Origin of the sequence: Streptomyces sp. NRRL S-455 (assembly GCF_000717875.1) — a bacterium.
Classification (GTDB): Bacteria; Actinomycetota; Actinomycetes; order Streptomycetales; family Streptomycetaceae; genus Streptomyces.
In genome coordinates this window covers 159,442-178,568 of record NZ_JOCT01000013.1, presented here as the reverse complement: position 1 = coordinate 178,568, position 19,127 = coordinate 159,442, and the positions used below count along the sequence as shown (strand labels likewise).

Annotated in this window: 23 protein-coding genes, 1 tRNA gene and 1 riboswitch; of the genes, 18 read left to right on the top strand and 6 right to left on the bottom strand. The window is 70.2% G+C overall.

What is annotated here, in order from left to right:
• Positions 1 to 5: 5 nt before the first annotated feature.
• The 4 genes from IE97_RS0119280 (at position 6) to IE97_RS0119265 (ending at position 1,995) form a co-directional block, all read left to right on the top strand.
• Positions 6 to 428, top strand: coding sequence for a Mov34/MPN/PAD-1 family protein (locus IE97_RS0119280; protein WP_030241699.1), 423 nt, complete (start codon positions 6 to 8; stop codon positions 426 to 428).
• A gap of 120 nt (positions 429 to 548) precedes the next feature.
• Positions 549 to 644, top strand: coding sequence for a putative leader peptide (locus IE97_RS43620; protein ID WP_324605807.1), 96 nt, complete (start codon positions 549 to 551; stop codon positions 642 to 644).
• Positions 645 to 759: 115 nt separating this feature from the next.
• Complete coding sequence (locus IE97_RS0119270) at positions 760 to 1,038, top strand: MoaD/ThiS family protein (protein WP_030241696.1); 279 nt, start codon at positions 760 to 762, stop codon at positions 1,036 to 1,038.
• 6 nt (positions 1,039 to 1,044) lie between these two features.
• The gene (locus IE97_RS0119265; protein ID WP_030241694.1) at positions 1,045 to 1,995 is read left to right on the top strand and encodes a PLP-dependent cysteine synthase family protein; all 951 of its coding nucleotides are present in this window, start codon (positions 1,045 to 1,047) and stop codon (positions 1,993 to 1,995) included.
• Between the two features lie 58 nt (positions 1,996 to 2,053).
• Here IE97_RS0119265 and IE97_RS0119260 read toward each other — a convergent pair whose 3' ends face one another.
• Positions 2,054 to 2,497 (bottom strand): type II toxin-antitoxin system PemK/MazF family toxin, encoded by a 444-nt coding sequence (locus tag IE97_RS0119260; protein WP_030241691.1) that lies wholly within the window; start codon positions 2,495 to 2,497, stop codon positions 2,054 to 2,056.
• Positions 2,498 to 2,709: 212 nt separating this feature from the next.
• On the opposite strand from IE97_RS0119260, the gene IE97_RS0119255 reads away from it, so the two are divergent.
• Entirely contained in the window at positions 2,710 to 3,462 is a 753-nt protein-coding gene (locus IE97_RS0119255; RefSeq protein WP_030241688.1) for an MBL fold metallo-hydrolase, read from the top strand.
• An 83-nt stretch (positions 3,463 to 3,545) separates the two neighbouring features.
• Here IE97_RS0119255 and IE97_RS0119250 read toward each other — a convergent pair whose 3' ends face one another.
• The gene (locus IE97_RS0119250) at positions 3,546 to 4,808 is read right to left on the bottom strand and encodes a PTS transporter subunit EIIC (protein WP_030241685.1); all 1,263 of its coding nucleotides are present in this window, start codon (positions 4,806 to 4,808) and stop codon (positions 3,546 to 3,548) included.
• A gap of 272 nt (positions 4,809 to 5,080) precedes the next feature.
• On the opposite strand from IE97_RS0119250, the gene IE97_RS0119245 reads away from it, so the two are divergent.
• The 4 genes from IE97_RS0119245 to rdgB all read left to right on the top strand — a co-directional run bounded on the left by IE97_RS0119245 (position 5,081) and on the right by rdgB (position 7,418).
• Positions 5,081 to 5,314, top strand: coding sequence for a glucose PTS transporter subunit EIIB (locus tag IE97_RS0119245; RefSeq protein ID WP_030241682.1), 234 nt, complete (start codon positions 5,081 to 5,083; stop codon positions 5,312 to 5,314).
• 92 nt (positions 5,315 to 5,406) lie between these two features.
• On the top strand, positions 5,407 to 6,144 hold the full coding sequence (rph, locus tag IE97_RS0119240) for a ribonuclease PH (RefSeq protein ID WP_030241668.1): 738 nt from the start codon (positions 5,407 to 5,409) through the stop codon (positions 6,142 to 6,144).
• 145 nt (positions 6,145 to 6,289) lie between these two features.
• Positions 6,290 to 6,688 (top strand): hypothetical protein, encoded by a 399-nt coding sequence (locus IE97_RS0119235; RefSeq protein WP_030241665.1) that lies wholly within the window; start codon positions 6,290 to 6,292, stop codon positions 6,686 to 6,688.
• 127 nt (positions 6,689 to 6,815) lie between these two features.
• Positions 6,816 to 7,418, top strand: a complete 603-nt coding sequence (gene rdgB, locus IE97_RS0119230) for an RdgB/HAM1 family non-canonical purine NTP pyrophosphatase (RefSeq protein WP_030241663.1) — start codon at positions 6,816 to 6,818, stop codon at positions 7,416 to 7,418.
• Positions 7,419 to 7,422: 4 nt separating this feature from the next.
• Here the strand turns inward: rdgB and IE97_RS0119225 are convergent.
• Positions 7,423 to 7,509, bottom strand: a tRNA-Leu gene (locus tag IE97_RS0119225).
• A 39-nt stretch (positions 7,510 to 7,548) separates the two neighbouring features.
• Entirely contained in the window at positions 7,549 to 8,016 is a 468-nt protein-coding gene (gene bcp / locus IE97_RS0119220) for a thioredoxin-dependent thiol peroxidase (protein WP_030241661.1), read from the bottom strand.
• 94 nt (positions 8,017 to 8,110) lie between these two features.
• Between bcp and IE97_RS0119215 the strand changes: the two genes are divergently transcribed.
• The 3 genes from IE97_RS0119215 to IE97_RS0119205 all read left to right on the top strand — a co-directional run bounded on the left by IE97_RS0119215 (position 8,111) and on the right by IE97_RS0119205 (position 9,347).
• Positions 8,111 to 8,440: a DUF3618 domain-containing protein gene (locus IE97_RS0119215; protein WP_030241658.1), complete on the top strand. Its 330-nt coding sequence runs from the start codon at positions 8,111 to 8,113 to the stop codon at positions 8,438 to 8,440.
• A 44-nt stretch (positions 8,441 to 8,484) separates the two neighbouring features.
• Complete coding sequence (locus IE97_RS0119210; RefSeq protein WP_030241656.1) at positions 8,485 to 8,841, top strand: GroES family chaperonin; 357 nt, start codon at positions 8,485 to 8,487, stop codon at positions 8,839 to 8,841.
• 90 nt (positions 8,842 to 8,931) lie between these two features.
• Positions 8,932 to 8,992, top strand: a riboswitch (guanidine-III (ykkC-III) riboswitch).
• Positions 8,993 to 9,026: 34 nt separating this feature from the next.
• The gene (locus IE97_RS0119205; protein WP_030241654.1) at positions 9,027 to 9,347 is read left to right on the top strand and encodes a DMT family transporter; all 321 of its coding nucleotides are present in this window, start codon (positions 9,027 to 9,029) and stop codon (positions 9,345 to 9,347) included.
• A gap of 15 nt (positions 9,348 to 9,362) precedes the next feature.
• Here IE97_RS0119205 and IE97_RS0119200 read toward each other — a convergent pair whose 3' ends face one another.
• A complete protein-coding gene (locus IE97_RS0119200; protein ID WP_420706110.1) occupies positions 9,363 to 12,230 on the bottom strand; it encodes a transglycosylase domain-containing protein in 2,868 nt (955 codons plus the stop codon).
• Between the two features lie 204 nt (positions 12,231 to 12,434).
• Between IE97_RS0119200 and IE97_RS0119195 the strand changes: the two genes are divergently transcribed.
• The 5 genes from IE97_RS0119195 to IE97_RS0119175 are packed head-to-tail and all read left to right on the top strand — an operon-like array spanning position 12,435 to position 16,217.
• Positions 12,435 to 12,656 carry a hypothetical protein gene (locus tag IE97_RS0119195; RefSeq protein ID WP_030241646.1) on the top strand — a complete coding sequence of 74 codons (222 nt, stop codon included), beginning with the start codon at positions 12,435 to 12,437 and terminating at the stop codon, positions 12,654 to 12,656.
• 42 nt (positions 12,657 to 12,698) lie between these two features.
• Positions 12,699 to 13,499 (top strand): ABC transporter permease, encoded by an 801-nt coding sequence (locus IE97_RS0119190; RefSeq protein ID WP_030241644.1) that lies wholly within the window; start codon positions 12,699 to 12,701, stop codon positions 13,497 to 13,499.
• Positions 13,492 to 14,313: an ABC transporter permease gene (locus IE97_RS0119185; protein ID WP_030241628.1), complete on the top strand. Its 822-nt coding sequence runs from the start codon at positions 13,492 to 13,494 to the stop codon at positions 14,311 to 14,313. Before IE97_RS0119190 ends, IE97_RS0119185 begins: the two co-directional genes overlap by 8 nt.
• A gap of 5 nt (positions 14,314 to 14,318) precedes the next feature.
• On the top strand, positions 14,319 to 15,344 hold the full coding sequence (locus IE97_RS0119180; RefSeq protein ID WP_420706109.1) for an ABC transporter ATP-binding protein: 1,026 nt from the start codon (positions 14,319 to 14,321) through the stop codon (positions 15,342 to 15,344).
• Positions 15,345 to 15,377: 33 nt separating this feature from the next.
• Positions 15,378 to 16,217, top strand: a complete 840-nt coding sequence (locus IE97_RS0119175) for a DUF1707 SHOCT-like domain-containing protein (RefSeq protein WP_234331831.1) — start codon at positions 15,378 to 15,380, stop codon at positions 16,215 to 16,217.
• Here IE97_RS0119175 and IE97_RS0119170 read toward each other — a convergent pair.
• Positions 16,153 to 17,541 carry an SGNH/GDSL hydrolase family protein gene (locus tag IE97_RS0119170; RefSeq protein ID WP_030241618.1) on the bottom strand — a complete coding sequence of 463 codons (1,389 nt, stop codon included), beginning with the start codon at positions 17,539 to 17,541 and terminating at the stop codon, positions 16,153 to 16,155. The two genes, IE97_RS0119175 and IE97_RS0119170, sit on opposite strands and share 65 nt — an antisense overlap.
• Before the next feature lie 195 nt (positions 17,542 to 17,736).
• Between IE97_RS0119170 and IE97_RS0119165 the strand changes: the two genes are divergently transcribed.
• Entirely contained in the window at positions 17,737 to 19,077 is a 1,341-nt protein-coding gene (locus IE97_RS0119165; protein ID WP_030241614.1) for a DUF445 family protein, read from the top strand.
• The last annotated feature ends 50 nt before the right edge of the window (positions 19,078 to 19,127 follow it).

Here is a 19,127-nt window from a genome sequence, read left to right as displayed (position 1 = left end):
CGAGCATGCTGACCATCACCCAGGCCCTCGTCGACCAGATCGTCGCCCACGCCCGCAAGGACCACCCCGACGAGGCGTGCGGCGTCATCGCAGGCCCGGCGGGCTCGGACCGCCCCGAGCGCTTCATCCCCATGCTGAACGCGGCCATGTCGCCCACGTTCTACGAATTCGACTCCGGCGACCTGCTCAAGCTCTACCGCGAGATGGACGACCGCGACGAGGAGCCGGTGGTCATCTACCACTCCCACACGGCCACCGAGGCCTACCCCTCCCGCACCGACATCTCCTACGCCAACGAGCCGGGCGCGCACTACGTCCTCGTCTCCACCGCCGACACCGACGGGGCCGGAGAGTTCCAGTTCCGCTCGTTCCGGATCGTGGAGGGCGAGGTCACGGAGGAAGAAGTCACCGTCGTCGAGGCGTACTGAGGCGACACCGAGTCGGTACTGAGCCTGTCTGAGCAGCGCGGTCTCACTCCCCGACCTGAAACCGTCCGCGATGTGGGATCACATTCCAGAACCCGGACCGGGAATCGATACGATGACCCCATGGTTTTCCACGACGTGAGCGACAAGACGCCGGGCGAGATGCTCGTGGCGCGGCTGCACGTCGACCTGTGCAGGCTCGCCAGCGCCATCTGTTGACGCGACCCCTGCCGCCGTACGGCCGTGAGCCGCGGCGTTGCACACAGGCACCACCCCGCTGTTCCTGCGCTGCCGCGCGCCCCGACTGACTACTCCCGACAGGAGCCCTGAAGCCATGGCCATCGAGGTCCGCATCCCGACCATCCTCCGCACCTACACCGACGGTCAGAAGGCGGTGGAGGGCAAGGGCGACACCCTCGCCGAACTCTTCAACGACCTCGAGACGCGGCACCCCGGCATCCAGGCCCGCATCGTCGACGGCGACCAGCTCCGCCGCTTCGTCAACGTGTACCTGAACGACGAGGACGTGCGCTTCCTCGACGGCATCAACACCAAGCTGTCGGACGGCGACAACGTCACGATCCTGCCGGCCGTGGCCGGCGGCATGGTCTGATCACTCATGCGTTACGACTCACCCCTGGCCGCGGTCGGCAACACCCCCCTGGTGCGCCTGCCGCGGCTGTCGCCGTCCGCCGACGTCCGCATCTGGGCGAAGCTGGAGGACCGCAACCCGACGGGGTCGGTCAAGGACCGCCCCGCCCTGCACATGATCGAGCAGGCGGAGAAGGACGGCCGCCTGACCCCGGGCTGCACCATCCTGGAGCCGACGTCGGGCAACACCGGCATCTCCCTCGCCATGGCAGCCAAGCTCAAGGGCTACCGCATCGTGTGCGTGATGCCGGAGAACACCTCGCAGGAACGCCGGGACCTGCTGGGCATGTGGGGAGCGGAGATCATCTCCTCCCCGGCCGCCGGCGGCTCCAACACCGCCGTACGCGTCGCCAAGGAACTCTCGGCCGAGCACCCGGACTGGGTGATGCTGTACCAGTACGGCAACCCGGACAACGCGGGCGCCCACTACGCGACCACCGGCCCCGAGATCCTCGCCGACCTGCCGTCCGTCACCCACTTCGTGGCCGGCCTCGGCACCACGGGCACGCTCATGGGCGTCGGCCGCTACCTGCGCGAGCACAAGCCGGACGTCCAGATCGTCGCCGCCGAACCGCGCTACGACGACCTGGTCTACGGCCTGCGCAACCTCGACGAGGGCTTCGTGCCCGAGCTGTACGACGCATCCGTCCTCACCAGCCGCTTCTCGGTCGGCTCCGCGGACGCGGTCACCCGCACCCGCGAGCTGCTCCAGCAGGAGGGCATCTTCGCCGGCGTCTCCACGGGCGCGGCGCTGCACGCCGCGATCGGCGTGGGCAAGAAGGCCGTCAAGGCCGGCGAGCCGGCCGACATCGTCTTCGTCGTCGCCGACGGCGGCTGGAAGTACCTCTCGACGGGCGTCTACACGGCGGCCACGACGGAGGAGGCCATCGAGACGCTCCAGGGCCAGCTCTGGGCGTAGCCGACGGCGAGCACGCACAGAGAAAGGGCTGGGGGCGTGACCCCAGCCCTTTCGGTTCTCACCCCGCCAGATACCGCACCTGGTTCCACAACGCCGGATCCACCACCCCGACCCGCCGCCGGAAGCCCCACACGGGGACCTCGCGCAGCTCGTCCGTCTCCAGGAAACTCGCACGGCCCCGGGCGTCACCGACCGAACCCGGGGGCAGCGGAATCACTCCAGGGCGCTCGTGCCGGAACCGGGTGGTGATCCTGGCGACGGTCGCCCGCTCCCCACGCACCGACAGCACCAGACACGGCCGGTCCCTGGCGCCGGCCTCGCCCTCGTAAGGGACCTCCGCCCACCAGATCTCCGCGGGCTGCGGCCGGCCCGCGAGCACGGCGGCCGGTGCCCCCGCGGGGGAGCGCCGCACCGGCGACCGCCGCCCCCAGCCGTCGACGAGCGTGGCGACGAGCGCGAGCAATACCACCGCGGCAAGCGCCAGCCACCAGGACGTGTCCATACTGAGACGTTACCGGCGCCACGCCTCCCGCGCGCCCCTCCTCGCAAGGATCACACCCGGCCCTGCCGCCCGAACCGGTGACACCACAGGTGAGTTCGCCCACAACAGGCCTTGGCGGAGGAGCTACCGGAGGTTTTGCGCCTTACGCTCGACGAACCGCACGACCCCCGACGCCCCTCAAAGACATTCCCGCCAGCGGAGGTTTCTGCTTCATGAAGCTCACCGTCGTCGGCTGCTCGGGGTCGTTCCCGTCCGCGGAATCGGCCTGCTCGAGCTACCTCGTCGAGGCCGACGGCTTCCGGCTGCTTCTCGACATGGGCAACGGTGCCCTGGGCGAGCTGCAGCGCCACTGCGGTCTCTACGACCTCGACGCGATCTTCCTCAGCCACCTGCACGCCGACCACTGCATCGACATGTGCGCGTACTTCGTCGCGCGCTACTACCGCCACGACGGCGGCCGCTGCGACCCGCTCCCCGTCTTCGGCCCCGAAGGCACCGAGCACCGGCTGACCACCGCCTACGCGGACACTCCCACCGCCTCCTCCATGAGCGAGGTCTTCGACTTCCACACGGTCAAGCCGTCCACCTTCGAGATCGGCCCCTTCACGGTGCACACCGAGCGGGTGGCCCACCCCGTGGAGGCGTACGGCATCCGCATCGAGCACGACGGCAAGGTCCTGACGTACTCCGGCGACACCGGCGTGAGTCCCGCCCTCGACGAACTCGCCCGGGACGCCGACCTGTTCCTGTGCGAGGCGGCGTTCACGCACGGCAAGGAGAACATTCCCGACCTGCACCTCAACGGCCGCGAGGCGGGCGAGACCGCCGCCCGGGCCGGTGCCCGCCGCCTGGTCCTCACCCACATCCCGCCGTGGACGGACCCCCAGGCCAACCTGACCGACGCCCGCGCGGTCTACGACGGTCCGGTGGACCTGGCCGCACCCAGGCAGACGTACGACATCTGAACATCTACGCGCGCCAAGGCCCCGGAACCCGAGGAGAGGTTCCGGGGCCTTCACCGTGTAAGGGCTGCTTCACCGCGTACGGGCTACTTCGCCTCCGCCTTCTGCAGCTCGGCGAGTTCCTCGTCGGACTCGCGGCCCGGTGTCGGCAGGTTGAACCTGGTGATCGCGAAGCGGAAGACCACGTAGTAGACCGCCGCGAAGCACAGACCGACCAGGGCCAGGCCCCACGGGTTGGTCGCGATGCCCAGGTTCAGCAGGAAGTCGATCGCCCCGGCGGAGAAACCGAACCCGTCCTTCATGCCGAGGGCCCAGGTCAGCGCCATGGAGACACCGGTGAGCACCGCGTGCAGCGCGTACAGCACCGGAGCGATGAACATGAAGGTGAACTCGATCGGCTCGGTGACACCGGTGACGAAGGAGGTCAGGGCGAGCGAGAACATCATGCCGCCGACGACCTTGCGCCGCTCGGGACGGGCGCAGTGCACGATCGCGAGGCACGCGGCGGGAAGGGCGAACATCATGATCGGGAAGAAGCCGGTCATGAACTGCCCCGCGGTGGGGTCACCGGCCAGGAAGCGCGCGATGTCGCCGCTCTTCCCCTCGTAGGAGCCGGCCTGCAGCCAGGGGAAGGAGTTCAGCAGGTGGTGCATGCCCACCGGGATCAGTGCACGGTTGGCGACACCGAAGATGCCCGCGCCGACCGCCCCGGAGCCGACCAGCCACTCGCCGAAGTTGTGCAGGGCCGTGCCGAGGACCGGCCAGATGTAACCGAAGACGACGCCGATGACCAGGCCCGCGAAGGCGGACAGGATCGGCACCAGCCGCCGCCCGCCGAAGAAGCCCGCCCAGTCGGGCAGCTTCGTGCGGTAGAAGCGCTGGTAGAGCAGAGCCACCACGATGCCCATGACGACACCGCCCAGCACCTTGGCGTCCGCGGGAGCCTCCACCATGACGGCCTTGCCGTCGACGGCAGCCGCCACCTTGGGCAGGGTCGGATCGGTGAACGTGGCCAGCACGTTCTTGAAGACCAGGTAGCCGGCGACGGCGGCGAGCGCGGTCGAGCCGTCCGACTTCTTCGCGAAGCCGATCGCGATGCCCACGGCGAACAGCAGCGGCATGTTGTCGAGCAGCGCGTTGCCGCCCGCGGTCATAAAGCTCGCGATCTTGGTGATGAACCCCGGGAACGACTCCCGCCCCAGCATGTCGGTGTTGCCGAGGCGGACCAGCAGGGCGGCGGCCGGCAGCACGGCGACGGGCAGCATGAGGCTGCGGCCGATACGCTGCAGGATCGCCATCACCGCAGACCCCTTCTTAGGGCTCGCGGGCGCGTCAGTGGCTGTGGACATGGGCTTCCTCCAGGGGGCACGGCGCCGCCCGGGAAGAATGCGACGGGGAGCGGCGGCGTCTCAAAAGAAAGGGGAACGCGGTCTCCACCGCGCGACCTCCACCGGGGAGTGGTGTAGACCAGTTGTAGCACGGTAGGCCGAACGAGTGGAACCCGCCAATTCCACCCACACCGACGATCAGACCTCGATGCTTTGTCGAGAGGTGGATCCGTGGTGTAGACCAGTCGGAAACGGCTACTGCGACACAGCGGTTCGGATCAGGGAGAACGAACATGGCCACCAAGGCTGAGAAGATCGTTGCCGGGCTCGGCGGCATCGACAACATCGAAGAGGTCGAAGGCTGCATCACCCGCCTGCGGACCGAGGTCGTGGACCCCGCCAAGGTCGACGAGGCCGCCCTGAAGGCCGCCGGCGCCCACGGCGTCGTCAAAATGGGCACCGCCATCCAGGTCGTCATCGGCACCGACGCCGACCCCATCGCCGCGGACATCGAAGACATGCTCTGAAGAGCGGGCATCATCCCCGGCTTCACACCCTGAACGGACCCCTCCCCACCGCGGGAGGGGCCCCTTCCGCGGGTACGGATAGGCTCAGCGCCATGTCTCGAATCGACGGCCGCACCCCCCAGCAGCTCCGCCCCATCACCATCGAACGCGGCTGGAGCAAGCACGCCGAAGGCTCCGTCCTCGTCTCCTTCGGCGACACCAAGGTCTTCTGCACCGCCTCCGTCACCGAAGGCGTCCCCCGCTGGCGCAAGGGCAGCGGCGAAGGCTGGGTCACCGCCGAATACTCCATGCTGCCCCGCTCCACCAACACCCGAGGCGACCGCGAATCCGTCAGGGGCCGCATCGGCGGCCGCACCCACGAGATCAGCCGCCTCATCGGCCGCTCCCTCCGCGCCGTCATCGACTACAAGGCACTCGGCGAGAACACCATCGTCCTCGACTGCGACGTCCTCCAGGCCGACGGCGGCACCCGCACCGCCGCCATCACCGGCGCCTACGTCGCCCTCGCCGACGCCGTCGCCTGGGCCCAGCGCAAGAAGCTCATCAAGGCCGGCCGCCAGCCCCTCACCGGCACCGTCTCCGCCGTCTCCGTCGGCATCGTCGGCGGCATCCCCCTCCTCGACCTCTGCTACGAGGAGGACGTCAAGGCCGACACCGACATGAACGTCGTCTGCACCGGCGACGGCCGCTTCGTCGAGGTCCAGGGCACCGCCGAAGCCGAACCCTTCGCCCGCGACGAGCTCAACGCCCTCCTCGACCTCGCCGTCACCGGCTGCGCCGAACTCGCCGCCCACCAGCGCACCGCGCTCGACACCGTCCTCGAAAAGTAAAGGGCGCACAAAAAACAGGTGCTCGGCACGGGCAACCGCGCCGAGCACCCTCGCGTCTGAAGGAATACGGGCGCACGGCTCATCCCCGTGCTCCCGGCCAGCCACACGGGCCCGGACCGGCCCGCCGAACGAGAGGGACCACTCCATGGCCGCGAGCCGCCGACGCCGCACCGCAGCCGCCGCCGCCACCCTGGCGGCCGTCGCGCTCACCGCCGGACTCACCACCGGCTGCGCCGCCGTCGACAAGGCACTGGACTGCGTCCAGACCGCCGACGCCATCGCCGACAGCGTCACGGAACTCCAGCAGGCCGTGGAAAGCGCCTCCAACGACCCGACGCAGCTCGACGAGTCCCTCGACACCATCGACAAGAACCTCACCGAGATCGGCGACAAGACCGACAACACGGACGTCAACAAGGCCGTGGACGACCTCAACAAGGCCGTCGACAACGTCCGCACGTCGATCAAGAACGGCGACGAGACGCCCGACATCAGCCCGGTCACGGACGCGGCGGGCGAACTGACCAAGGTCTGCACGCCGTAGCGCCGCGCCGGCCGGGCAGGGCTTCTCGTCTGCCGGGTAGCGCGGGTGGCCGGGGGCGGGTGCGTCGTGGTCGCTCGCGCAGTTCCCCGCGCCCCTGACGGGGCGCGCCCCGGCCATACTGGGGGCCATGACCCGCCTGATCCTCGCCACCCGCAACGCCGGAAAGATCACCGAACTTCGCTCGATCCTCGCCGAAGCCGGCCTGCCCCACGAACTCGTCGGCGCCGACGCCTACCCGGACATCCCCGATGTCAAGGAAACCGGCGTCACCTTCGCCGAGAACGCGCTGCTGAAGGCGCACGCCCTGGCCCGGGCGACGGGCCTCCCGGCCGTCGCCGACGACTCCGGCCTCTGCGTCGACGTCCTGAACGGCGCCCCCGGCATCTTCTCCGCCCGCTGGTCCGGCCGCCACGGCGACGACAAGGCCAACCTCGACCTCCTCCTCGCCCAGCTCTCCGACATCGCCGACGAACACCGGGGCGCCCACTTCGCCTGCGCGGCCGCCCTGGCCCTCCCGGACGGCACGGAACGCGTGGTCGAGGGACAGCTGAGGGGCGTCCTGCGCCACAAGCCGACCGGTTCGGGCGGCTTCGGCTACGACCCGATCCTCCAGCCGGAGGGGGAGTCCCGCACGTGCGCGGAGCTGACCCCCGAGGAGAAGAACGCGATCAGCCACCGGGGGAAGGCGTTCCGGGCGTTGGTGCCGGTGGTGCGGGAGCTGTTGGGCTGAGTTCTGGTGCGGCCGGAGGGACTCGAACCCTCACGGGAGTTACCCCACTGGGACCTAAACCCAGCGTGACTGCCAGTTCCACCACGGCCGCCTGATGCTGCCCGGCCATGCTACTGGTCGGGCAGCGTTCTCAGATCCCCAGATCCTTGATGATCTTGGCGACGTGGCCCGTGGCCTTGACGTTGTACAGGGCCCGTTCGACCTTGCCGTCCTCGTCCACGACGATCGTGGAGCGGATGACGCCGACGACCGTCTTGCCGTACAGCTTCTTCTCGCCGAAGGCGCCGTAGGACTCCAGGACCTGCTTGTCCGGGTCGGCGAGGAGGGTGACCTTCAGGGACTCCTTGTCGCGGAACTTGGCCAGTTTCTCCGGCTTGTCGGGGGAGATGCCGATGACGTCGTAGCCCGCGCCCGCCAGCAGCTCCAGGTTGTCCGTGAAGTCGCAGGCCTGCTTGGTGCAGCCGGGGGTGAGGGCGGCCGGGTAGAAGTACACGATGACCTTGCGGCCCTTGTGGTCCGACAGGGACACCTCGGTGCCGTCGGCGTCGGGCAGGGTGAAGGCGGGGGCCACGTCCCCCGGCTGGAGTCGCTCGCTCATCGGGCCAGGGTAACCGGGGGTCGGGGCGGTGCGATGAGCCGTGGAGCTGACAGACTGTCCGCAGAGGCTTCACACCGACTTCGGAGGCGACACGGTGGCGGACACGGCGGACACCAGGACCCCGGCGCAGATCGAGGCGGACATCAGGCGCCGCCGCGAGACCCTGGCCGAGACCCTTGACGAGATCGGGGTGCGGGTGCACCCGAAGACCGTCGTCGGGGATGCCAAGGCCAGGGTCGCGTCCCATATCGATCACACCCTGGGGCGGGCGTATGTGGGGGCCAACCGGGCCGTCACCGACGTGCGGGCGCGGTTCGTGGACGAGGACGGGGCGCCGCGGCTGGAGCGGGTCGTGCCCGTCGCGCTGGTCGTCGTGGGTGTGGTCGGGCTGCTGGCCGTCAGCACGCGGCGGCGCAAGGGCTGACCCGACTGCCGACGTTCGCCGGGAAGACAGGTAGGTTTCAGGGCGTGAGCGCCAAGAGAAACGAGCACAGCACCCATCCCGACAAGCTGCCCATCCGGATGCTGCACGACCGCGTACTCGTGCGGCAGGACACCAGCGAGGGCGAGCGGCGTTCCGGCGGCGGCATCCTGATCCCCGCCACGGCCGCCGTCGGTCGTCGGCTGGCCTGGGCCGAGGTCGTCGCGGTGGGGCAGAACGTCCGGACGGTGGAGCCGGGCGACCGGGTTCTGTTCGACCCGGAGGACCGTGCCGAGGTCGAGGTGCGCGGGGTCGGGTACGTGCTGATGCGTGAGCGTGACCTGCACGCCGTGGCCGCGGACCGGTTCGAGGGTTCGGAGGACTCGACAGGCCTGTACCTGTAGGCCGGGCACGTCCGGGGCACGTCCGGGCACGACCGACAGCGAGCGAAGGGGCCGGTGACGATCGTCACCGGCCCCTTCGCCGTTCGCATTGTTAGCTTGGAGGGACCCGACGAGACGCGCCGTACCGGGATCAAGGCAAAGACGACGCACCGCCACCGTCAGCCCGTTTCCCGGAGGTGCCCGTCATGGCCTGGGTCCTGCTCGTCGTCGCCGGTCTGCTCGAGGTCGGCTGGTCCGTCGGTATGAAGTACACCGACGGTTTCACGCGCCCACTGCCCAGTGTTCTCACCGGCGCCGGGATCGTCGCGAGCATGCTGTTGCTGTCCCGGGCCGCGCAGACCCTGCCCATCGGTACCGCCTACGGCGTGTGGGTGGGGATCGGCGCGGCCGGGGCGGCGGTGTTCGGCATGGTGGTGCTGGGGGAGCCGGCCACCGCCGCCCGGATCTTCTTCGTGTGTCTGCTGCTGGTCGCCGTGGTGGGGCTGAAGGCGACCAGCGGTCACTGAGCCACGGTCACCGGGTCATTCGCGGCGTGCGCCCTGCGGGGCGAAGCCCCAGTCGGGGCCGGTCGGGCCGCCGGTCGCGCCACCGTCGCTCGTGTCGCCGCCGCCCTCCGTCGTGCCCCCGTCGGCGGTGCCGCCTTCGGTGGTGCCGTCGTCGCCGGTTCCGCCGTCCGCGGTGCCGCCGCCGGTCGGGGACTCGCCTCCCGTGCTGCCGTCGGTGGTGCCGCCGTCGGTCTGGCCCTCGGTCTGTCCCGCGGGCGTGCTGGGGATCTCGCCGGGCGTCTCGGTGCCGGTGTCCTCGCCGTCGCTGGTGGTGCTGTCGTCGTCGGGGGTGTCCTCGGTCGTCGGGTCGGCCGGGGCCTCGTCGACCGGCGGCTGCGGGACGTCGGAGCCCGGCTGGAGCCTGAGGTCGAAGTCCGTGACCGGCTTGTCCTTGAGGGCGTCCTGGGTGAACTGGGTCCAGATCTCGGCGGGCGGCCCGCCGCCGTTGACGCGGTCCAGGCCCATCGCCCCGTAGAGCGACTTGTGGGCGGCGGTCACCGGGTCCTGGCCCATGACGGAGACGACGGTGGCGAGTTCGGGGGTGTAGCCCGCGAACCAGGCCGCCGTGTCCTCCTCGGCGGTGCCGGTCTTGCCGGCGACGGGGCGGCCGGCGGCCTGTGCGGCGGAGGCCGTGCCGTTCTCGACGACGCTCCGCAGCATGTTGGTGGTGGTGTCGGCCGCCTCGCGGCTCACGGCCTGCCGGGTCTCCCGCTCGGGCAGGTCGATCGGGGCGCCTTCCTTGGTGACCTTCTCGACCAGGGTGTAGGTGCCGTGGCGGCCGTGGTTGGCGAGCGTGGCGTAGGCCTGGGCCATGTCGAGGACGCTGGCGGTGGCCGTGCCGAGCGCGATGGCGGGGCCGTCGGCGAGGTCGGGGGTGTTCTCGGGCACGCCGAGGTCGATGGCGGTCTGCTTGACCTTCTGCGGGCCGACGTCGGCGGCCATCTGCGCGTACACCGAGTTCACGGAGCTGTCGGTGGCCTCGGTGACGGTGATGGGGCCGTAGGAGTGCTGGTCCTCGTTCTCGGGGGCGTAGGGGTCGCCGGCCCAGCCCTCGACGGTGCGCTTGTTGGTCCCGTCGTAGATCGTGTACGGGGTGATCACGCGGCCGTCCTGGGTCTGTGACTGGTTCTCGACGGCGGCGGTGAACACGAAGGGCTTGAAGGTGGAGCCGACCTGGAAGTCCCTGCGGGTGGCGTTCGGGGTGTACTGCTTGACGTAGTCGATGCCGTTGTACATCGCGACGACCTTGCCGGTCTTCGGGTCGACGGAGGCGCCGCCCGCGCGGACGTAGGTGTCGACCTTGTTGTTCTTCTTGTCCAGCTTGGAGATCAGCTTGTCGTTGACCGCCTTCACGAAGGCGTCCTGCTTGGGCTTCTGCAGGGTGGTGGTGATGCGGTAGCCGCCGGCGTCGAGCTTGTCCTCGTCGATGATGTTGTTCTCGGTGAGGTAGTCCTTGACGGTCCGGACGATGTAGCCGCGCTGCCCGGACATGCCGGTGGAGAGGGTGGACTCCTTCGGCACGGGGAACTTCATGCCGGTCCGCTCCGACTGGCTGAGCCAGCCCTTCTTGACCATGCCGTCCAGTACGTAGTTCCAGCGGGACTCGGCGGCCCTGCGGTTCTCGGGGTGCGCGACGACGTCGAACTGGCTGGGCGCGTTGACCAGCGCGGCGAGGTAGGCGGCGCGGGCCGGGTCGAGGTCCGTGGCGTCCATGCCGTAGTAGGCCTGTGCGGCGGCCTGGATGCCGTAGGCGTTGCGGCCGAAGTAGCTGGTGTTGAGGTAGCCCTCGAGGATGTGGTCCTTGCTCACCTCGCGGTCCAGCTTGATCGCGATGAAGAACTCCTTGGCCTTGCGGGTGACGGTCTGCTCCTGGCGCAGGTAGTAGTTCTTGACGTACTGCTGCGTGATGGTGGAGCCGGACTGCTTGCCCTTGCCGAGGGCCGTGTTCCAGGCGGCGCGGACCATGGCCTTGGGGTCGACGGCGGACTCGGTGTAGAAGTCACGGTCCTCGGCGGCCAGGATCGCGTGCTGGGCGTCCTTGGACACGTGCGAGAGCGTGACGTTCTCCCGGTTGACCTCGCCGTCGCGGGCGATGACGGAGCCGTCGGCGTACAGGTAGACGTTGGCCTGCTTGGTGGCGAGCGCGTTGGCCGGCGGGATCTGCACCAGCGAGTAGCCGAGGAAGAAGCCGCCGACCAGGAGCAGGGCGGCGACGAGGAAGGCGCCGAGCGTCATGCGCCAGGTCGGGATCACCCGGCGCCAGCCCGTCCGCTTCGGCTTCCCGGACGGCTCCGCCTGCGCCGCGCCCGGGGCACCGAGCGCCTGCGTCTGTGCTGCCTCCGGGGCACCGAGCGCCTGCGTCTGTGCCGCCCCCTGGGCACCGAGCGCCTGAGTCCGTGCCGCCCCCTGGGCACCGAGCGCCTGAGTCCGTGCTGTGCCCGGGTCGGTGACCTTGCGCATCTGTACGGTGCCGGGGTCGGTGTCCGCCTGGGTGCGGTCCGTGTCCGTGGCGGTGACCTTGCGCATCTGTACGGTGCCGGGGTCGGTGTCCGCCTCGGTCCGGTCCGTGTCCGTGGCGGTGACCTTGCGCATCTGTACGGTGCCGGGGTCGGTGTCCGCCGTTGCCGGAGGTTTGCCGGGGTCCGCGTCCGCCTGGGCCGCCGGCTCGCCGGGGTCGGTGTCCGCCTTGGCGGTGGGCGTTCCGGGCGCGCCGTCCGTCCGGGCCGGTGGCTTGCCCGCGGCGTCGTCCGCCTTGGCCGGTGGCGTGCCGGGGGTGCCGTCCGACTGCGGCTCTCTCGGTGCCCAGCCCGGTTTCGGCTGCTTCGGCTGAGGCTCGTCACTCATGTCGTGCACGGACTCCTGTTTCGCGTCGTACGTCGTTCCCGTACGTCTCTGCTCGCTCTTGCGCCCCTGTGATGAAGACTGTCCCATCCGGCGATCAGTTCCCTGACCGAGGGTCGTGTCGTGAGCCGTGTGGCGAGGCGGGTGGCGCGCGGGCGGACATACGGGCGAGCGCAGGGAACCGCGCTGTCCTGTACGCCTGTCCGAATGGCGATCTCGCATGCGCGAGATTCGCCCGAAGGGGACACGCCGAAGACGCGACTGTTCGCACGCTCCGCCCTGGCCGGCACCGCCGCCACTCCGCTCGCCCTGGCCACGGGCGCCTCGGCCCACGCGGACGGACTGGATCGTACCGTCTGGGCCGGGGCCGACCCGAACGTCACGTCCCGCGCGGGAAATCCGTGGCACGCCCGATCCCCGGCCCACTAGGCTCCTGCGCTTCGGTGCCGGGCGGCGAGGAGGGCTGTGGATGTGGGCTCGGGACGGTTGTACGCCACCGTCGCGGCGGGGGGTTTCAGGCGTTACGCGACGTATCGGGCGGCCACGCTGGCCGGGGTGTTCACCAACACGGTCTTCGGCGTCATCCTCGTCTACACGTACATGGCGCTGTGGGACGAGAAGCCGCACCTCGGGGGGTACGACCAGGCGCAGGCGGTGACCTATGTGTGGCTGGGGCAGTGCCTCTACGCGACCCTCGCCATCCAGGGCGGCGGTGCCGAGAAGGAGCTGATGGAGCGCATCCGCACCGGTGAGATCGCCGTCGACCTGTACCGGCCCGCCGATCTGCAGCTGTGGTGGCTGGCCGGTGACGTGGGGCGGGCGCTGTTCCAGATGCTGGGGCGGGGCGTGATCCCGTTCGCGTTCGGCGCGGTCTTCTTCCCCATGGCGCTGCCGACGTCGGTCGCCCCGTGGGCGGCCTTCGCGGTCACGCTCCTGCTGGCGACGGTCGTCAGCTTCGCGATCCGCTATCTGGCGGCGCTGAGTGTGTTCTGGCTGATGGACGGCATGGGCGTCAGCCAGGCCCTGATGGTCACGGGCGTCTTCTTCTCGGGCATGGTGCTGCCGCTGAACGCGTTCCCGGGCGCGCTCGGCGAGGTGGTGCGGGTGCTGCCGTGGGCGGCGCAGATCCAGATGCCGGCGGATGTGCTGATGGGGGAGACCGACCCGCTCAGGGCGTTCGCCTTCCAGGCGGCGTGGGCGGTGGCGCTGCTGGCGGCGGGACGGCTGCTGCAGTCGGCCGCGACACGGCGGGTGGTGGTGCAGGGTGGCTGAGCGGAGCGTCCTGGTCGAGGGGCTGCGGGCCTACCGGCTGATCGCCGGGATGTGGGTGCGGTCCAGCATGACCTACCGCACCTCGTTCGTCGTCACGCTGTTCGGCAACCTCACCATGACCGGCCTGGACTTCGTGGGGATCCTGCTGATGTTCTCGCAGGTCGACACGCTGGGCGGCTGGTCGCTGCCCGAGGTCGCCTTCCTCTACGGGCTGTCGGTGACGGCCTTCGGCATCGCCGACCTGGCGCTCGGCTCGATGGACGTCCTGGGCGCCCGGATGCGCGACGGCTCGTTCGACACGCTGCTGGTGCGTCCCGCGCCGGTGCTCGCCCAGGTCGGCGCGGACCGCTTCGCGCTGCGCCGCCTGGGCCGGATCACCCAGGGCACGCTGGTGCTCGCCTGGGCGCTGGTCGCGGTGGACGTCGACTGGAGCGTGCCGAAGGCGCTGCTGGTGCCGGTGATGGTGGTCAGCGGCGCGTTGATCTTCTCGGCGGTCTTCGTGATGGGCGCGGCCTTCCAGATCTTCGCGCAGGACGCGGCCGAGGTGCAGAACGCGTTCACCTACGGCGGGACCACGCTGCTGCAGTATCCGCCGACCGTGTTCGGGAAGGACCTGGTGCGGGGGGTGACGTTCATGCTGCCGCTCGCCTTCGTCAACTGGGTGCCCGCCGCCTACGTGCTGGGGCGGCCGTACCCGGTCGGTCTGCCGCCCTGGGCGGCCTTCGCGTCGCCGCTGGTGGCGTTGGTGTGCTGTGCGCTGGCCGGTCTGGCGTGGCGGACAGGGCTTCGTTCCTACCGGAGTACAGGGAGTTGACCGGGGTGACCGGAGTGGACAGCGGATTCATCGAACTGGACGGCGTCGAGAAGGTGTTCGACGTACGTAGGAAGACCGGCTTCATGAAGCGCGAGCTGCGGCAGGTGCGGGCCGTCGACTCGATCTCCTTCCGCGTGGAGCGCGGCGAGATGGTCGGCTACATCGGCCCCAACGGCGCCGGCAAGTCGACCACCATCAAGATGCTGACCGGCATCCTCACACCCAGCGCCGGCCGGCTGCGGGTGGCTGGCATCGACCCCTCACGCGAACGCATCCGGCTCGCACACCGCATCGGCGTGGTGTTCGGGCAGCGCACGACCCTGTGGTGGGACCTGCCGCTGATCGACTCGTACAAGCTGATGCACCGCATGTACCGCATCCCGGACGCCCGTTACCGGGAGAACCTCGGCCGCCTGGTCGAACTCCTCGACCTGGGCGACCTGCTGGACGTGCCGGTCCGTCAGCTCTCCCTCGGCCAGCGGATGCGCGGTGACATCGTGGCGGCGCTGCTGCACGACCCGGAGGTGCTGTACCTCGACGAGCCGACCATCGGCCTCGACGTCGTCTCCAAGTCGAAGGTGCGGGAGTTCCTGCGGGAGCTGAACGCCGAGCGCGGTACGACGGTGCTGCTGACCACGCACGATCTGCAGGACATCGAGCAGTTGTGCAAGCGGGTGATGGTCATCGACCACGGCCGCCTGATGTACGACGGTCCGCTCGCGGGTCTGCACGAGGCGGGGGAGAGCGAGCGGACACTGGTGGTGGACCTGGAGCGGGAACTGCCGCCCATCGAGGCACCGGCCCCCGCGCGGGTCGTCCGGGTGGACGGTCCGCGGCAGTGGCTGGCGTTCCCGGCGGATCAGTCGGCGGCACCGCTGGTGGCGCGGATCGCGGCGGAGTACCCGTTGGTGGACCTGTCGGTGCGCGAGCCCGACATCGAGGCGGTGATCGCCAAGATGCTGCGCACACTGGGGGGCACCCCCGAGCCCCCGCCCGATCAGGCCGAACAGTCCGAGCGCGCGGCGTCGTAGCCGCCGTCCGGGTGAACTCGTAGGCTGCTGTATATGACCGACGACGCAGTCCCGGACCTCCGCGCCTCCGACGCTGACCGCGAGCGGGTCGCCGGCATCCTGCGGGACGCCCTCGCGGAGGGCCGTCTCGACATGGCGGAGTTCGAGGAGAGGCTGGACGCGACGTACAACGCGCGGACCTACGGGGAACTGGCCCCGATCACCCGGGACCTGCCGGTCGCGGGCGTCACGGGGCCCTCCGTGTCACTGAGCAAGGAGCCCGCCGGGGGGCCGGGATGGGCCGGGCGGATCGTCGGCGGTGAGGGCTCCTCGACGTGGGCCGTCGCGGTGATGTCCGGCTTCCAGCGCAAGGGCCGCTGGACGATGCCCCGCCGGTTCACCTGCTTCGCCTTCTGGGGCGGCGGGGAGATCGACCTGCGCGAGGCCGACTTCGCCGACCGCGAGGTCGAGATCAACGCGATCGCGATCATGGGCGGCGTGGACGTCATCGTCCCGCCCGGCGTCGAGGTCGTCGTCCGCGGTATCGGCGTCATGGGCGGCTTCGACCACCAGGAGGAGGGCGTGCCCGGTGATCCGGGCGCGCCGCGCGTGATCGTGACCGGGTTCGCCTTCTGGGGCGGCGTCGGAATCCAGCGGAAACCGACGCGCGCGGAGAAGCGGGCAGTCGTGCCGCTGGGGCGATGGGGGTCCCCCCTGCTCGAGCGAAGCCGAGAGCTTGGGGGAGGGTGGGCGCAGGCGGCACCCCGCAGCGCCGGGTCGCGCACGCCCCCGCCCCAGCACCGACGCCGGTACCCAGCAGCAGCCGGCCCTACAGCTCCGCCGGTGCCGACCCCTTCAAACTGTCCAGATCAAACGCGTCGGCCATCCGCGTGAACCCCGCATCACTGGGATGCAGATGATCCCCCGAGTCGTACTCGGACTTCAGCCGCCGAGGGTCATAGGGATCCCGCAGCGCCTGGTCGAAGTCGGCCACCGCGTCGAACACCCGCCCCGCCCGGATCTCCGCGTTGATGGTCTGCCGCACGGCTTCCCGCGCCTCGGTGAACCCCCGGTGCCCGTAGAACGGCATCAGGGTCGCCCCCACGACCTTCATCCCCCGGGCGTGAGCCTGTCCGACCATCGTCCGCAGCCCCCCGAGGATCGCGTTCGGATCGGCGAGCCGCGGATTGCGCAGGATGTCGTTGACCCCGAGGTCGATGACGACGACCTTGGCGTTCGTCCGTTCCAGCACGTCCCGCCCGAAGCGGTTCAGCCCGCTGGGATTGTCCGCCGGCCGGCCGAGCCCGTCCGTGAGGACCCGGTTCCCGCTGATGCCCTGGTTGACCACGCTGTACCGGGGCAGGTCCCGCCGCCCGGTCGCGGTCTCCGCGCGTAGCCGGTCGTACAGAACGTCCGTCCACCGGTTGTTGGCCCCCATGGTGGAGGTGATTCCGTCGGTGATCGAGTCACCGAGGACGACGACCGTCCCGTCGGCCTCGTTGCTCAGCACGTCCAGCGCGGTCAGGTAACGCCAGAAGCGGCTCTGCTCGGTGTAGGGGGTGCCCGTCGTGTCGGCCGCGTGGTCGCCCCGCGCCGCGTAGGAGATCTGCCGGGCGTGCGGGTGGTACGTCACCGGTCCGGAGCTGTTCGGCGTGTACGTCGTGATCAGGACGTCCGTGTCGTGCGGGATGACGACGCGCACGGCGTCGCTCATCACCTGCCGGCCGGGCGGGATGACGACCGTGGGGCCGCCGTTGAAGGTCAGCTGCCGCAGGGTGTCCGGGAGCGCGGCGGCCGTGCCGCTGCCGGCGGCCACGGCGATCGAGGCGCGGGTGATGCTGAGCGGCGACTGGCCGTAGAGATTGGACAGCGTCACGCGGGCACTCGTACCGCCGACGCTGGTGTGGACGACGTTGCGCACCGAACGGTCCGCCATGCCGGTCGTCTCCGTACCGGGCTCGGCGGCGGCCGGGGACGTGGACCAGGTGCCGACCCAGGTGCCGGTGGAGGCGGGGGCGGCGTTGTTCGGAAGACGGCCGTCGGCAAGGGCTCTCCGGCCCTGCGTACCGTTGTCGGACGCCACCCCGACGTATATGGCGGTGGAAAGGGCCACGATCGCTGCGACGACCACGGCCAAGAGGGCGCGGTACTTGGTGGGGGCGGTGGACACCTGCTGCTGCGCGGCGGGCTCCACACCCCCGGCCCGTCCTCGGGTCATGCTGTTCAGTTCTCCTCGGGCGATGGGAGCCTGAGGCTCCGATCTGATGTGCCCATGATGCGGCATGGGCCGGGGGAGGCGCACACGGACCCCATGTCGAAACCCCCTCCCGACAGACGCCGGGAACTCCTGTTCCGTTCCAGGAGTCGGTCAGGAAGGGACAATGTGTGCGGGATCACCAAGCGGGTGGAGTGGATGGAACGGATGAAAGTGGATGAAAAGGGCAGGGTCGGAGGGCAGCATGCCCGCCCCGGCGCCGCCGTCAACCGCGCGATGACGACCTTCAGCCCGGCGGACGAGGAGAAACAGCGCGGTGTACGCCGCATGAAGCTCACCGCCACCGGCCTCCTGCTGTTCGTCGCCCTGGTCTACGTCCTCGCCAAGTGGGCCCAGAACTCCGGCGCCGGCCCCTGGGCGGGCTATGTCGCCGCCGCCTCCGAGGCGGGCATGGTCGGCGCGCTCGCCGACTGGTTCGCCGTCACCGCCCTCTTCCGCCACCCCCTCGGCATCCCCATCCCGCACACCGCGATCATCCCCACCAAGAAGGACCAGCTCGGCGTCTCCCTCGGCGAGTTCGTCGGCGAGAACTTCCTCTCCGAGGACGTCGTACGGCAGCGGCTGCGCGCCGTCGGCATCGGCAGCCGCCTCGGCGCCTGGCTCGCGGTCCCCGACCACGCCGACCGCGTCACCGCCGAGCTGTCCACCGCCCTGCGCGGCGCCCTGACCGTCCTGCGCGACTCCGACGTCCAGGCCGTCGTCGGCGAGGCGATCACCCGCCGGGCCAACGCCCAGGAGATCGGCCCCGGCGTCGGCAAGATGCTGGAGAAGGTCGTCGCCGACGGCGGCCACAAACGGGTCGTCGACCTGATCGTCAGCCGCGCCCACGACTGGCTGGTCCTGCACAGCGACTCGGTGATGGACGCCGTCCAGGGCGGCGCCCCCGGCTGGACCCCGAAGTTCGTCGACAAGAAGGTCGGCGAGCGCGTCTACAAGGAGCTGCTGCGCTTCGTCACCGAGATGCGCGACATGCCCGCCCACCCCGCCCGCGGCGCCCTCGACCGCTTCCTCACCGACTTCGCCTCCGACCTGCAGTCCGACACCGACACCCGCGCCCGCGTCGAGCGGCTCAAGGGCGAGGTGCTCGGCCGCGGCGAGGTGCAGGACCTCATCGCCAGCGCCTGGACCGCCGTACGGTCCATGATCGTCGCGGCGGCGGAGGACGAGCGCAGCGAGCTGCGCCTGCGCGTGCGGGCGTCCCTGCTGTCCCTGGGCTCCCGGATGGCGGCCGAGCGCAAGGTGCAGGACAAGGTCGACCAGTGGGTGGAGGACGCCGCCGTCTACGTCGTCACCACCTACCGCAAGGAGATCACCTCCCTGATCACGGACACCGTCGCGAGCTGGGACGCCGAACACACCACGAAGAAGATCGAGGCGAACATCGGCCGCGACCTGCAGTTCATCCGCATCAACGGCACGGTGGTCGGCTCACTGGCCGGCCTGCTGATCTACACGGTGTCGCACGCGCTGGGGGCCTGAGAAACCGCTCAGAGCGTAAGAGAACCCGGCCAGGGCACTCGCTCCGAATC